At 72.3% G+C, this 13,237-nt stretch carries 14 protein-coding genes and 2 pseudogenes; 6 read left to right on the top strand and 10 right to left on the bottom strand.

All coding sequences use genetic code 11. The features are described from left to right. The first annotated feature begins 223 nt into the window (after positions 1-223). Positions 224-2,250 (top strand): annotated as a pseudogene (locus GJ634_RS04750) (AMP-binding protein). A gap of 3 nt (positions 2,251-2,253) precedes the next feature. On the opposite strand, the gene GJ634_RS04745 reads toward GJ634_RS04750, so the two are convergent. From GJ634_RS04745 to GJ634_RS04725, 5 genes are all read right to left on the bottom strand, one after another. Continuing rightward, a complete protein-coding gene (locus GJ634_RS04745) occupies positions 2,254-2,919 on the bottom strand; it encodes a GNAT family N-acetyltransferase (RefSeq protein ID WP_157500742.1) in 666 nt (221 codons plus the stop codon). Then, positions 2,919-3,482 (bottom strand): GNAT family N-acetyltransferase, encoded by a 564-nt coding sequence (locus tag GJ634_RS04740; RefSeq protein ID WP_157500741.1) that lies wholly within the window; start codon positions 3,480-3,482, stop codon positions 2,919-2,921. Before GJ634_RS04740 ends, GJ634_RS04745 begins: the two co-directional genes overlap by 1 nt. Further along, on the bottom strand, positions 3,482-3,622 hold the full coding sequence (locus GJ634_RS04735) for a hypothetical protein (protein ID WP_157500740.1): 141 nt from the start codon (positions 3,620-3,622) through the stop codon (positions 3,482-3,484). The genes GJ634_RS04740 and GJ634_RS04735 overlap by 1 nt, the downstream gene beginning before the upstream one ends. Positions 3,623-3,689: 67 nt before the next feature. Continuing rightward, complete coding sequence (locus tag GJ634_RS04730) at positions 3,690-4,373, bottom strand: hypothetical protein (RefSeq protein ID WP_157500739.1); 684 nt, start codon at positions 4,371-4,373, stop codon at positions 3,690-3,692. 40 nt (positions 4,374-4,413) lie between these two features. Next, the gene (locus GJ634_RS04725) at positions 4,414-5,460 is read right to left on the bottom strand and encodes a phytoene/squalene synthase family protein (protein WP_157500738.1); all 1,047 of its coding nucleotides are present in this window, start codon (positions 5,458-5,460) and stop codon (positions 4,414-4,416) included. Between the two features lie 291 nt (positions 5,461-5,751). Here GJ634_RS04725 and GJ634_RS04720 point away from each other — a divergent pair, with 291 nt between their 5' ends. Further along, positions 5,752-6,894, top strand: coding sequence for an acyl-CoA dehydrogenase (locus GJ634_RS04720; protein ID WP_157500737.1), 1,143 nt, complete (start codon positions 5,752-5,754; stop codon positions 6,892-6,894). Positions 6,895-6,970: 76 nt separating this feature from the next. Beyond that, entirely contained in the window at positions 6,971-7,288 is a 318-nt protein-coding gene (locus GJ634_RS04715) for an RPA12/RPB9/RPC11 RNA polymerase family protein (protein WP_157500736.1), read from the top strand. 36 nt (positions 7,289-7,324) lie between these two features. Here GJ634_RS04715 and GJ634_RS04710 read toward each other — a convergent pair. From GJ634_RS04710 to GJ634_RS04695, 4 genes and pseudogenes are all read right to left on the bottom strand, one after another. Next, positions 7,325-8,541, bottom strand: a pseudogene (locus GJ634_RS04710) (DUF418 domain-containing protein). Between the two features lie 100 nt (positions 8,542-8,641). Next, a complete protein-coding gene (locus GJ634_RS04705) occupies positions 8,642-8,947 on the bottom strand; it encodes an AzlD family protein (protein WP_157500735.1) in 306 nt (101 codons plus the stop codon). Beyond that, positions 8,940-9,674 carry an AzlC family ABC transporter permease gene (locus tag GJ634_RS04700; protein ID WP_331713992.1) on the bottom strand — a complete coding sequence of 245 codons (735 nt, stop codon included), beginning with the start codon at positions 9,672-9,674 and terminating at the stop codon, positions 8,940-8,942. The genes GJ634_RS04705 and GJ634_RS04700 overlap by 8 nt, the downstream gene beginning before the upstream one ends. Positions 9,675-9,752: 78 nt before the next feature. Then, a complete protein-coding gene (locus GJ634_RS04695) occupies positions 9,753-10,355 on the bottom strand; it encodes a hypothetical protein (protein WP_157500734.1) in 603 nt (200 codons plus the stop codon). Between the two features lie 94 nt (positions 10,356-10,449). Here GJ634_RS04695 and GJ634_RS04690 point away from each other — a divergent pair, with 94 nt between their 5' ends. The 3 genes from GJ634_RS04690 to GJ634_RS04680 are packed head-to-tail and all read left to right on the top strand — an operon-like array spanning position 10,450 to position 12,324. Further along, on the top strand, positions 10,450-10,725 hold the full coding sequence (locus GJ634_RS04690) for a hypothetical protein (protein ID WP_157500733.1): 276 nt from the start codon (positions 10,450-10,452) through the stop codon (positions 10,723-10,725). A 43-nt stretch (positions 10,726-10,768) separates the two neighbouring features. Then, positions 10,769-11,938 (top strand): thiolase domain-containing protein, encoded by a 1,170-nt coding sequence (locus tag GJ634_RS04685; protein WP_157500732.1) that lies wholly within the window; start codon positions 10,769-10,771, stop codon positions 11,936-11,938. Next, a complete protein-coding gene (locus tag GJ634_RS04680) occupies positions 11,935-12,324 on the top strand; it encodes a Zn-ribbon domain-containing OB-fold protein (RefSeq protein WP_157500731.1) in 390 nt (129 codons plus the stop codon). Before GJ634_RS04685 ends, GJ634_RS04680 begins: the two co-directional genes overlap by 4 nt. Here the strand turns inward: GJ634_RS04680 and GJ634_RS04675 are convergent. Continuing rightward, positions 12,301-13,236 carry an alpha/beta fold hydrolase gene (locus GJ634_RS04675; protein ID WP_157500730.1) on the bottom strand — a complete coding sequence of 312 codons (936 nt, stop codon included), beginning with the start codon at positions 13,234-13,236 and terminating at the stop codon, positions 12,301-12,303. The two genes, GJ634_RS04680 and GJ634_RS04675, sit on opposite strands and share 24 nt — an antisense overlap. Position 13,237 lies beyond the last annotated feature (1 nt).

Raw genomic sequence — 13,237 nt, 5'->3', positions numbered from 1 at the left:
GAGCGCGCCCGCGACGGCGACGGCGGCGACGGCGGCGACCACCACGATCGTGGTGACGTTCCCGCGGTCGCGAGACGACCGCTCGCACTCATTTATTGATGGGGGGAACGAGAGATATTTTAATAACGTTTGTGATGCGCGTGCGGCCGCAGCGGCGCTCTCGCCGGCGGCTCGCCGCAGGGCCTGCGAAACACCTTTGCCGAACACGCAAGAGTTGCCACGTATGGACACCCTCGACGAAGTGGACGAAGTCGTCCACCGACCCGACGAGGCGTTCGTCGAGTCCACGAACGTCTGGCAGTTCATGCAGGCCTACGACATCGCGGACTACGACGAGCTCGTCGAGCGCACGACCGCCGACCTCGACTGGTTCTGGGGGGAGCTCCCCGACTACCTCGGGCTGGAGTTCTACGAGGACTTCGACCAAGTCCGGGACGACAGCGGGGCGGGCAGCGCCCCGGACGGAGCGAGCGGCGCAGCCGCGAGCCGCGGCGGCCCGCAGTTCACGGAGTGGTACCCGGGCGCGGAGCTGAACGTCGCGCACAACACCGTCGACCGGCACGCCCGCGTCGACGCCGGGACGCGCAACCACGTCGCCTGCATCTGGGAGGGCGAGGACGGCGAGGTCCGCCAGCAGACCTACCACGACCTCCACCGGCAGGCGAACCGGGTCGCGAACGCCCTGACCGAGCGCGGCGTCGGCGAGGGCGACACGGTCGGCCTCTACATGCCGATGGTGCCCGAGGTCCAGAGCATCCTCTACGGCGTCTTCAAGGTCGGCGCCATCGCCGTCCCCATCTTCTCCGGGTTCGGGGTCGACGCCACCGCGACGCGCATCAGCGACGCCGAGTGCTCGGTGGTGTTCACCGGTGACGGCTTCTACCGCCGCGGCGACCGCGTCCTCCTCAAGGACACGCTGGACGAGGCCGTCGAGGACGCCGGCCACGTCGAACACACCATCGTCTACGACCGCCTCGGCGTCGTCGACAGCCCCGACGAGACGCTCACGTGGACGAACCGCGACGAGTGGTGGCACGAGGCCGTCGAAACGCAGGACGACGACTTCGAGACGCGCTCGATGGCCGCCAGCGACCCCTGCATGCTGCTGTACTCGTCGGGGACGACGGGGAAGCCGAAGGGCATCGTCCACACGCACGCCGGCACGCTCCTCCAGCCCGCCAAGGAGGTTCACTTCGGGTTCGACCAGAAACCCGGCGACCGCTTCTTCTGGGTCTCCGACATCGGCTGGATGATGGGGCCGTGGACGCTCGTCGGCAACCACGCGTTCGGCGGCACCATCGTGATGTACGAGGGCGCGCCCGACCACCCCGAACCCGACCGCTTCTGGGACATCATCGACCGCCACGGCGTCACGCAGTTCGGCATCTCGCCGACCGCGATTCGCGCGCTCCGCAAGTACGGCGACGAGTGGCTCGAGGGCCACGACCTCTCCAGCCTGCGCCTGCTCGGCTCCACGGGCGAGCCGTGGGACCCGGAGAGCTGGCGGTGGTTCTACGAACACGTCGGCGGCGGCGAGGCGCCCATCATCAACATCTCCGGGGGCACCGAGGTGTTCGGCTGCTTCCTGATGCCGATGCCCATCCAGCCGCTGAAGCCCTGTACGCTCGGCGGGCCCGGGCTCGGCATGGACGTCGACGTCGTCGACGAGGACGGCAACTCCGTGAAGGACAGCCACGAGCGCGGCTACCTCGTCGCGCGCTCCTCGAACCCCGCGATGACCAAGAGCCTCTGGAGCGGCGACGAGCGCTACCTCGAGGAGTACTGGTCGCGCTTCGAGGGCGTCTGGAACCACGGCGACTGGGCGCAGGTCGACGAGGACGGCTTCTGGTTCCTGCACGGCCGCGCGGACGACGCCATCAACGTCGCCGGCCGGAAGGTCGGCCCCGCGGAGGTGGAGGGCGCGCTCATCGACCACGACGCCGTCAATCAGGCCGCGGCCGTCGGCGTCCCCGACGACACGACGGGCGAGGCCGTCGTCGCGTACGTGATTCTGGAGGACGCGTCGACGCCAGCGAGGACCTCCGGACGGCACTCCGCGAGCAGGTCGGCGCCGAACTCGGCAAGCCGTTCCGCCCCCGTGAGGTGTTGTTCGTCGACGAGTTCCCGAAGACCCAGTCCGGGAAGATCGTCCGCCGCGCCATCGAGGGCGCGTACACCGGCGAGTCCATCGGCGACCGCTCCAGCATCGAGAACCCCGAGGCCATCGACGCGCTCGAGGACGCCCGGTAGCGCTCACTCCCACTCGCGGCGCAGCAGGTCGTAGCGCACCTCGTCGTAGTAGTCGCCGTCGATGTACCGGGCCTCACGGCGGCGCGCGACCTGGGTGAACCCCAGCGACTCCAGCAGCCCGCGGGAGGCGTCGTTGAACTCGTAGGCGCCCGCGGTGAGGCCGTGGACGCCGTAGGTCTCGAAGACGTAGTCGATGCCCGTCTCGGCGACGTCCCGGCCGTACCCCTCGCCGTGGTACTCGGGGAGCAGCCAGTAGGACAGCCACGCGCGGTCGCCGTCGACGTGGCGCGCGTTGAAGCCGCCGATGGGCGTCGTCTCCCGGTCCTCGGCGTGGCCGCTCGGCGCCGCCTCCGCGTCTCGCGGCTCGTCGCCGTCTTCTCGCGGGCTCGGCCCGCTCGAACGGTCCGAGGGGCTCCGTCCCTCGCTGCTCGACCGGTTCGCGCCGGTTCCCGCCGCGCCGTCGATGCACGCGAGGAACGACGCGACCTCCTCGCTCTCCATCCACTCCTCGATGCTCTCCTCCTGCTGGGCGCGCGAGCGGTGGTGAATCGCCCCCAGCGAGTACCGGATGCGGGGGTCCGTACAGGACCGCTGGACGAACGCCGCGTCGTCGCGCTCGACGGTGCGGAAGACGACGCGCTCGCCCTCGGTGACGACCGGCCCGGGCATTACGCCTCCCACTCCTCGCGGAGCAAGCCGTACTCGACGGCGTCCTGGTACTCGCCCTCCGCGAACCACACCTCGCGGCCGCGGCCCTCGTCGGTGAAGCCCGCGGCCTCGAACGCCGACTGCGAGTGCTCGTCGCTCTCGAGGACCGTCGCGCCGACCGAGTGGGCGTCGTACGTCCGGAAGACGCCCCGCAGCGCGAGTTCCACCGCCGCGGCGCCGTACCCCTCGCCGCGGTGCTCCTCGGGCACCCAGAGCACGAGCCCCGGTCGGTCGCGGTCGACGTGCCTGGCGAACACGAACGCCACCGGCGTCGTCTCGCCGTCGTCCGGGTGGTCGTAGGGCGCGTCCTCCTCGTCCACGCACGCGAGGTAGGCGGCGTTGCTCTCGTCCTCGACGTCCTCCTCGACGAACGTCTCGACCTCCGCCTCGCTCTTGTGCGTGGTCGCGTGGAGGCCGAGGCGGGCGTACGGGTCCGTGAACAGCCGCTGGAGGAACGCGGCGTCGTCGCGCTCGACGGTCCGCAACACGAGGTCGTCGCCGACCTCCAGAACCGGCCCGGGCATCACTCGCTCACCTCGCCGTCCGCGTTCGCTGCCGCCGGTCGACGCGGGTCTCGGTTGCCCGCGTCGCAGTCCTCGCGCGCGCCGGCAGCGCGCTCGCCGGCGGGGGCAGGGCCACCCCAGCAGACTACTGCGTCTGGCATGTGTGGCTCATCTCACCCCCGGATTATAGCGGTTTCGCGACCGTGAGACGCCCTCACGTACGAGCGGCTACGGCGCGGCGTCGCCCGGCGCGACCACGCGGTCCTCGGGCGCGTCGCCGTCCGCTACCGCTACCGTCCCCGCGCCCCCGGCGGGCGGCAGCACTATCGACGCGCCCGCGAGCAGCGGCGCGAGGACGCCCGCGACGACCGTCCCGGGCTCCGCGAGCGGCGCGCGCAGCGCCACCCGGTCCTCGACGTCGTACGTCTCGGCGACCCGCTGAGCCGCGTCGACCGCTTCGCCGTGGGTCACGCCCGCGAGTAGTTCCGTCTCCGCAGTCACCGACGGCTCCGGGAACGTCGGGTTCTCGCTCCAGACGTCGCGCTCGAAGTACGTCCACGACGGGTCCGCCGGCGGCTCCCCCCAGCCGACGCGCTGGCCGCCCGGCGGCAGGTCGTACTCGCCGAGTTCCAGCGTCGGTCCCGCGAGCACGCGCGCCTCCACCACGCGGTCCGGTCCGAACTCGACGGTCGCGCCCAGCAGCGCCGCGCCGAAGAACGTGTGCAGGGCCGCCGGCGCCGGCACGTCGAGCACCGCGACGCCCGCGCCCTCGCGGACGCCGCAGTGCCGCAGCGCGTTCCCAGTCTTGTACGTCCGCGACCGGAACTCGCGGGCGTCGTGGACGCGGTCGGCGCGCACCGCCGGCCGGTCCGGGTCCTTGAGGCTCCCGACGACGTCGGCGACAGTCTCCATGCAGAAGGGTCGACTCGGCAGCGACTAACGCGTTCCGGGTTCAGGCCAGCGGCCGGCTCGCGATGCGCTCGCGCAGGCTCCCCAGCGCCGACCGGTCGAAGTCACCGGTCACGTGCGTGAGGACCGCGTGGACCTCCGCCCGCGAGACCTTCACGTCGCCGTCCGCGACGACGTCCTCGGGTCGCTCGCGGAGCTCCCGCATCGTCCCCACCGCGAGCAGGTACGGCACCGTCCACGCCGCCACCGTGTTCCCGCTGGTCGTCGGCATCGCCTCCAGCCACCGCTGCGCGCCGTCCGCGTACCCCCGCGCCCGGTCGACGACGCGCTCGACGACGCCGCCGACGCGGTCCGCGTTCGACGGGTCCGCCACCCGCTCCGGGTCGACGCCCGCCTCGTCCAGCCACGTCGCCGGCAGGTAGACGTTGTTCTCCTCGTGGTAGTCCGGCCGCACGTCCTTCGCGACGTTCACCAGCTGGAGGAGCAGCGCGAACGACCGCGCGTGCTCGCGCATCGTCGCGGCCGCCTCCCCGTCCGCGTCCGCCGCCAGCAGCTCCGTCACGAGCTCCCCCACCGTGCCCGCGACGTACCAGCAGTACTCCTCCAGCTCCTCGACGGACTGGATGCGGAGGCCGCCGTCGCCCGCGTACCGCTCCACGAACGACGCCATCCCCGTCGTCATCTCGCGGACGGTCGGCCGAATCGCGGCCTGCGCGTCCGCGTCGAGGCTCTCGAACGCGCGGAACACCCGCGGCGCCTCCGTGACCACGGTCCAGTCGGCGTCCGGCTCCGCCGGCACGTGGGCCTCGACCGCGTCCCCGAACTCCGCCGCGGTCGTCCCGTCGTCGGGGTCGAGCGCGCGGTCGTACGCCCGCAGCAGCGCGGCTTGTTCTTCGGGCGGTATCGACGTGGCGTCCTCGACCGTGTCGGCCACCCGGCACAGCAGGTAGCCGACGCAGATGCGGGTCGCCATGGGCTCGTCGAGCGCGTCCACTGTCAACGCGAACGTGCGGGAGACGTCCTGCACGGCGTCGTGACACCACGCGCGCTCGTCGGCCGCGGGCTGGGGGGACTGGTGGCCTCCGACCATCGCTATACCCCCGTTACGGGGACCACGCGCAAAAAGGGACGGGGGACGGACCGGGGAGTCGGCGGGTCGGCTGGAGGGGTGTGTGCGACCGGTGGTCGGCCCTAGAGAGAACACGCTGCTCGCGGCTCCCTCCGGTCACCGCTCGCCGTGGGCGTGGTTCTCGCTCGCTGCCGCTCGCTCCGAACCACGCTGCTCACGCATCGTTGCGCTCCGCGTTCGCCATAACGTGGCCTCCCGCTGGTCGGCCACGCTCATAGGAAAAGTAAAGGAACGACGCGGCAAGATTCGCGTATGGACTTCAGCCTCAGCGACGAACAGCGCCAGATCAAGGAGATGGTCGCGGAGTTCGTCGACGAGGAGGTGATTCCCCGGGCGGCGGACGTCGACCGCGACGACGAGTTCCCGCGGGACCTCGTCGACGAGATGAGCGACCTCGGGCTGATGGGGATGCCGTTCCCCGAGGAGTACGACGGCGCGGGACTGGACTACCACTCCTACGCCATCGCGCTCGAGGAGATCTCGCGGGGGAGCGGCGGCCTCGGCACGGTCGTCGCGGCGCACACGAGCCTCGCGGGGAACATGCTCTACCAGTACGGCGACGACGACCAGAAGGCCGAGTACCTCGCGGCGATGAACCGCGGCGACGACGTCGGCGCGTTCGCGCTCTCGGAAGCCGGCGCGGGCTCGGACGTCCCCTCGATGGAGACCACGGCCGAGCGCGACGGCGACGAGTACGTCATCGACGGCGAGAAGCTCTGGATCTCGAACGGGAGCGTCGCGGACACCGTGACGCTGTTCGCGAAGACCGACCCCGACGCCGGCCACGAGGGCATCTCGTCGTTCGTCGTGCGGCCCGAGGAGGACGACGGCTTCCACGTCGAGGGCACCGAGGACAAGCTCGGGGACAAGGGCTGTCCGACCGCGGAACTGCGCTTCGACGACATGCGCATCCCCGCGGACCGCTTGCTCGGCGAGGAGGGCGACGGCTTCCGGCACGCCCTCGAGACGCTGAACGGCGGCCGCATCACCATCGCCGCGCGCTCCATCGGGCTCGCGCGGGCGGCCCTCGACGACAGCCTCGACTACGCGCAGGCCCGCGAGCAGTTCGACCAGCCCATCAGCGACTTCCAGGCCATCCAGCACAAGCTCGCGGACATGGACACGAAGATTCAGTCCGCGAAGCTGCTGATGCACCGCGCCGCGGACAAGAAGATGCGCGGCGAGGAGTTCATCAAGGACGCCGCGCAGGCGAAGCTGTACGCCTCCGAGATCAGCCGCGAGGTCACCAACGAGGGCATCCAGATTCACGGCGGCTACGGCTACACGAAGGACTTCGACGTCGAGCGCTACTACCGGGACGCGAAGCTCAACGAGATCTACGAGGGCACCAGCGAGGTGCTCCGTAATACAATCGCGCAGCGCCTGCTGAAGTAACGCGAAGCCCTGTCGCCCGGTCCCGACGCGGCCGGAAGTTAACACCTATAGTCGACACCCGCGTACAGCACCCCGTATGCAATTCTGCGACGACTGCGGGTCGCTGATGCACACGGACGGCGACGCGTGGGTGTGTCGCTCGTGTGGGCGCGAGGCGTCGCGGGACTCGCGCGCGGAAGCGGCGATGACGACGCAGGACGGACAGCAGGACGACGGGGCGCCCGAGGTAGCCGACGCGACCCAGAGCGCCTCCGAGACGATGGAGGAGCCCTGTCCGGCCGAGGACTGCGACAGCGACCGGGCCTACTACGAGATGCTGCCGAAGCCCGGCGGCTCCTACGAGGTCCGGCTGTTCACCTGCGTCGAGTGCGGCCACAAGTGGCGCGAGACCTGACGCCGCGGCTCGCGGACGGACGAACCGGTGCGACAGTCACTGCTCGCGCTCCGTCTCGATTCTGAGCGGCGGGCGCTCGCCGTACGTGAGCGCGCGCCAGAGCCACTCCATCGGGCCGTAGCGGTACCGCCGCAGCCAGCGCACGGAGAGGAGAACCTGGACGACCCAGATGGCGGCGACGACGCCGAGTGCTTCGACGCGGCTGACGCGGCCGAACCACCCGAGCCCGTGGCCGTAGAAGACGGTGGTGGCGAGCACGCTCTGGAGGAGGTAGTTGCTGAACGCGGTGCGGCCGACGGCCGCCAGCGTGCGCGTGAGGCGGCCGTCCGGCCGGCGTTTCGCGTACAGCATGACGAGGCCGACGTACGCGAGCGCGAGCGGGAAGCTCCCCCAGTAGTAGAACTCCTGCCAGAGCAGGCCGGCGCGGGCCGCCCAGTCGTTGGCGTGGATGAACCAGACGCCAGCGAGCGTGGGGACGAGGCCGGCGACGCCGCCCGCGACGACCAGCCGGCGGTAGAACCGCGGCGAGCGGTCGTTCGTCAGCACGCCCCGCTCGAACAGCGCCATCCCGAGCAGCATCGACCCGCCGACGCGCCACCCGGTCGCGGCGAGGTAGCCGGCGGTCTGGCGGCGGTACGACGTGGGGACGCGGCGGTCCATCTGTTCGAGCCAGCCGCTGCGGTAGGTCGCGACTTCGGCGCGGAGCGCGGCCTCGGTGGGCTGCCACGACTGCGCGAACGACGAGAGGTCCGCGAACAGCGCGACCGCGATCTCGGTCGCGGACGGGACGGCCAGCAGGGCGACGCCGACGACTGCCAGCCAGCGCGGCGACTTCCCGCGCGCGAAGACGGCCCAGAGCGCGGTGACGCCGTACGCGACGAGCACGTCCCCGTACCACAGCAGGTAGGCGTGCGCGAGGCCGAAGAGGATGAGCCACGTCGACCGCCGGAAGTGGAGGAACAGCGCGGGCGCGCCGTCGCGGTCGCGGTTGCGTACGAACAGCAGGACCCCCGCGCCGAACAGCATCGTGAACAGCGTGATGAACTTCTGTTCGACGAGGACGTGGCCGGCGAACCACGCCCAGTAGTTCGCGCCGGCGAAGCGCCGTACGCCGTCGGGTTCAGGAGGACGACCTCGGGCATCGAGAACAGCCGGATATTGATGACGAGAATCCCGAGCAGCGCGAACCCGCGGAGGGCGTCGAGGCCGACGATGCGCTCGGCGGGCGGCGTCGGCCCCTGCTCGTCGCTCATCGTCGGCGCCCCAACTCGCGTGACGGCTCCCGGCTCGCCGGGTGGTCGCTCATCGGTCGTCTGCAGCGTTCGGGAGTCGACGCAAAAGGTGTGGCGTCGGCTAGACGAGAGTCCGCACCGCGAGCACGACGCCGACGCCGACCGCCAGCGAGGCCAGCAGGCTCCCGGTCTTGCGCGCGACGGCGACGGTCGCGGCGGCGGCGACCCACTCGGGGACGCCGCCGTCGGCGAGCACGGGCGTCACGAACGCGACGACGACCGCGCCCGGCAGGACGTCGATGCCGGCTTCCGCGCGCTCGGAGAGGTCGACGCGCCCGAGCAGCCAGAAGCCGCCCGCCTTCGTGGCGTAGGTCACGGCCGCCATCGCGAGAATCACGGCGACGACGGCTGGGTCGAGGTCAACCATCGTAGGCCACCACCTCCGCCGCGGCGCCGGCGAGCGCGCCCGCGAGGATGTACCACTCGCCGGGGACGAGGGCGTCGACGGCGAGCGCGGCGGCCGCCGCGACGAGCCACGGCCGCAGCGACTCCTCGCCCTCCCAGAAGCCGGCGGCGAGCGTGAGGAACAGCGCGGTCGCGACGTAGTCCAGCCCGTACGCCGCGGGGTCGCCGACGAGGTCGCCCGCGGTCGCGCCGACGACCGTGGACGCCACCCACAGCAGCCAGAGCACGAGGCCGCTGCCGAGCAGGAACGCGCCGTTCGTGCTGCCCGAGCGGAGCGCGCCGATGGACAGCGCCCAGTTCTCGTCCGCGAAGAAGAACACGCTCGCGTACGCCCGCCCCGGCCGGAGCTGGCCGAGCCACGGCCGGAGCGCGGCGCCCATCAGCACGTACCGGAGGTTCACGAGCAGCGTCGTCGAGACGACCGCGACCGCGGGAATCGGGTTCGCCCACAGCTCCACGGCGACGAGCTGGGCGGCGCCCGCGACGACCGTCGCGCTCATCACCGCGGCCTCGGCGACGCTCAGCCCCGCGCGGCGCGCGACCACGCCGAAGACGACGCCGTAGCCCGCGACGCCGAGCGCCACCGGGAAGCCGGCGGCGAACCCCTCGCGGACGCCCGCCGCGGTGAACTCCACGTCCTGCACCTCGTCGGCGTCCTGCTCCTTGGCGGACTGGTCGGCTTCAGCCACCGCTGTCCCTCCGCGCGTCGACTCGCATCGATTCGAGGCAGGGCGGCCGGGTTGAAAACGACACGGGAACGGCTTCGCTCACTGCAACCGGTCGGCCCGCCGCGGCGACCCGCGATTCCGGCCGAGGCCCCACGCCGCCCCGACGAGGACCGCGCCGAGCGCGAGCGCGCCGACGCCCTGCAGGACGGTGTGGTCGCCGGTCGCCGCGCGGCTCCAGACCATCGCGGCCGGGACGACGACCAGCGCCGCGAACCGGCGGTCGACGGTCGCGAGGAAGCCCACCGGGACTGCGGTGTAGAGCACGTGACTGGACACGTCCCACAGGGGGACGACCGCGGCGTGGACGACCGACGTGCCGACGAGCAGCAGGCAGTACGCGGGCCCGACGGACGCGAGGCGCTGGCGCGTCCACGCCAGCCAGATGGCGCCGAACCCCGCGACGAGGCCGACGCTCGCGTAGAAGTCGTCGCCGCCCGGCACTGCGCCCGGGACGACGCTCGGGCCGCCGACGTAGACGGCGAGCGCGAGCAGCCAGCCCGCGAGGACGGCGCCGAACCGGCCCGCGAGCGCGCGGCCGCTCCAGTCGCCGACGTGGTACTCGTAGGCGACGAGCAGCGCGGTCGCTTCGAGGACGAACAGCTCGGGCGCGAGCACCGTCGAGTACAGGCCTGCCAGCCCCATCCTGTGCCGACGCACTCGCCGCGCGGCCATTAGTCGTTGCGGACTCGCGGGCGGACCCGTCGCGCTTTTCCGCCGGCCGGCCGAACTCCCGCCGATGACCGAGGAGACCGCCGCGGCCGACGGCGTCACCGCCCGCTACTACGAGACCGACACCGAGCGCGTCCTCGAATTCGAGCGCGACGGCCGGACCGCCGCGGTCGCGCAGAACGTCGAGGGGTACGCGATGCTGAAGGTGCGGCCGACCGCCGACGGCGACGAGCTGGAGCGGTACTACGGCTTCGACATGGCCCTCGACCACGCCGCGGAGCTGCTCGGCGTGGCCCCGAACGACCTCCCGGTGCCCGACGCCGCGGCGGACATGGGCATGTAGGGGTTCCGCACACCTTTTCACGCTTCTCGACCAACCGAACGGTATGACGAAGGTTCGCGTGGCCGGCGTCGGCGTCACGGCGTTCGGCAGCCACCCGGAGCGAACGAGCCGCGACCTGTTCGCGGACGCGGGGCTGACCGCCGTCGAGGACGCCGGCGTCGCCCGCGAGGACGTCGAGGGCGTCTACTACGGCAACTTCATGGGGGAACTGAGCGAGCACCAGGGCCACCAGGGACCGCTCGCGGCGGAGGCGCTGGGCGTGCAGGCGCCGGCGACGCGCTACGAGAGCGCGTGCGCGTCCAGCGGCGTGGCGCTCCGGCAGGCGGTCCGCGACGTCCGCAACGGCGAGGCCGACGTGCTCGTGGTCGGCGGCGCCGAGCGCATGACGAACCTCTCGACGGCGGGGTCGACGGAGGCGCTGGCCATCGCCGCGGACGAACTGTACGAGGTGCGGGCGGGCGTGACGTTCCCCGGCGCGTACGCGATGATGGCGCGGGCGTACTTCGAGCGGTTCGGCGGCACGCGCGAGGACCTCGCGCACGTCGCGGTGAAGAACCACGCGAACGCCGTGGGCAACGACCGCGCGCAGTACCAGCGCGAGATCACCGTGGAGGCGGCGCTGGACTCGCCGCCGGTCGCTGACCCGCTGCACCTCTACGACGCCTGCCCCGTCACCGACGGCGCGAGCGCGGTCGTGCTCGTCAGCGAGGAGTACGCCGAGTCCCACGACCTCGACGCGGGCGTCGCGATTACGGGGACGGGACAGGGCGGCGACCGCATGGCCCTGCAGGACCGCGCGGACGTCGCGACCTCGCCGGCCGCCACCGAAGCCGCCGAGGAGGCGTACGCGGACGCCGGCGTCTCGGCCGGCGACGTGGACCTCGCGGAAGTCCACGACTGCTTCACCATCGCGGAGGTGCTCGCCGTCGAGTCGCTCGGGTTCTTCGAGCACGGCGAGGGCATCGCGGCCGCCCGCGACGGCGTGACCACGCGGGACGGCGACCTCCCCGTGAACCTCTCCGGGGGCCTGAAAGCGAAAGGGCACCCCGTGGGCGCGACGGGGACGAGTCAGGTCGCGGAGCTCACGAAGCTGCTGCGCGGCGACCACGTGAACAGCGAGCACGTCCCCGGGGCGCGCGTCGGCGTCGCGCACAACGCCGGCGGGACCGTGGCGAGTGCCGTCGTTCACGTGCTGGAGGGGATCGCGGAATGACCGACGACGAACCCGTCCGCGACGCGGGCTTCGACGACTTCCTCGACGCGCTCGCGGACGGCGACGGCTACTACGTGGAGTGCGCGAACGGCCACGGGAGCCTGCCGCCGCGGCGCGTCTGCCCGGAGTGCGGGAGCGCCGACCTCACCGAAACGCCGCTCCCCGACGCCGGGGAGGTGGCGACGTACACGCGGGTTCACGTACCTGCACCGTCGTTCGCGGACGACGCGCCGTACGTCACGGCCGTCGTGGACTTCGGGCCCGTACGACTCACGGGGCACGTGCTGGCCGACTACGAGGACGTGGAGGTCGGGACGGCCGTCGAGCCGGCGGTCGGCGAGACGGCGACGCGGGGCGAGCGCCTAGTGGTCTTCGAGCCGCGGTAGGTCATCGCGGACCGCGCCGAGGAACACCTCGGGCTGTTCCGCGTGCGGGAGCAGGCGCGTCTCGTCGACGACGACCAGCCGGGCGTTCGCGTCGTCGGCGACCTTCCGCCCGTCTGCGAGCGGCGTCACCGTGGCCTCCCGTCCCCAGACGAGCGTCACGGGGCAGTCGCGCTCGCGGAGCTCCTCCCCGAGGTCGACGTCCGGGTCGAGGTAGCCGCCGACGAAGGAGGCGGGCGCGAACCGCGCGCCCTCCTGGTGGGCGGTCCGCCACTGGTAGTCCACGTGGCCGTCCGGGACGTACTCGGGGTGGTAGAAGGCGTCGCGCTCGTCGAAGTACTGCAGCGAGGGCTTCGACGTCGCCGCGTCGAAGACCGCCGGGCCGACGACGGGCGAGCGCAGCAGCGCGCGCAGCCACGGCCGGCGCGGGCCGGTGTCCGCGGTCGGGCAGACCAACAGGAGGCCCGCGACGTCGGCGTCCGCGGTGGCCGTCGCCGCCCACGCGCCCGACAGCGAGCTCCCGAGCACGACCGGGTCGTCGGCGACCGCCGAGACGAAGTCCGCGACGAACTCCTCGTACAGCGAGGACGTGTACGCGACCGGCGGGCGGTCGGTCCGCCCGAACCCCGGGAGGTCGGGTGCAATCACGTGGTAGTCTTCCGCGAGAACGTCGAAGACGCCCGCGAACTCCCGGCTCGACGCGGCCGCGTGGATGCCGTGCAGGCAGACCACGTCCGGTCGGTCGGGGTCGCCGGCCTCGGTGTACGCAACGTCGAACCCGCGCCAGCGGTGCGTCTCGTGGTCGCCCGCGAGCGCCGGCGGGAGCTCGCCGGCTTTCGCGCGGAGGCCGCGGTCGAGAATGTCGGCGGCCGCCGCGGTGCCGACGGCGCCGGCGAGGAGGCTACGGAGTCGCATG

The sequence above is a fragment of the Halobacterium sp. CBA1126 genome, from assembly GCF_009741975.1.
Taxonomy (GTDB): domain Archaea; phylum Halobacteriota; class Halobacteria; order Halobacteriales; family Halobacteriaceae; genus Halobacterium.
Note: the sequence above shows the minus strand (reverse complement) of the source record. Positions and strands in the feature narration are given on the sequence as shown.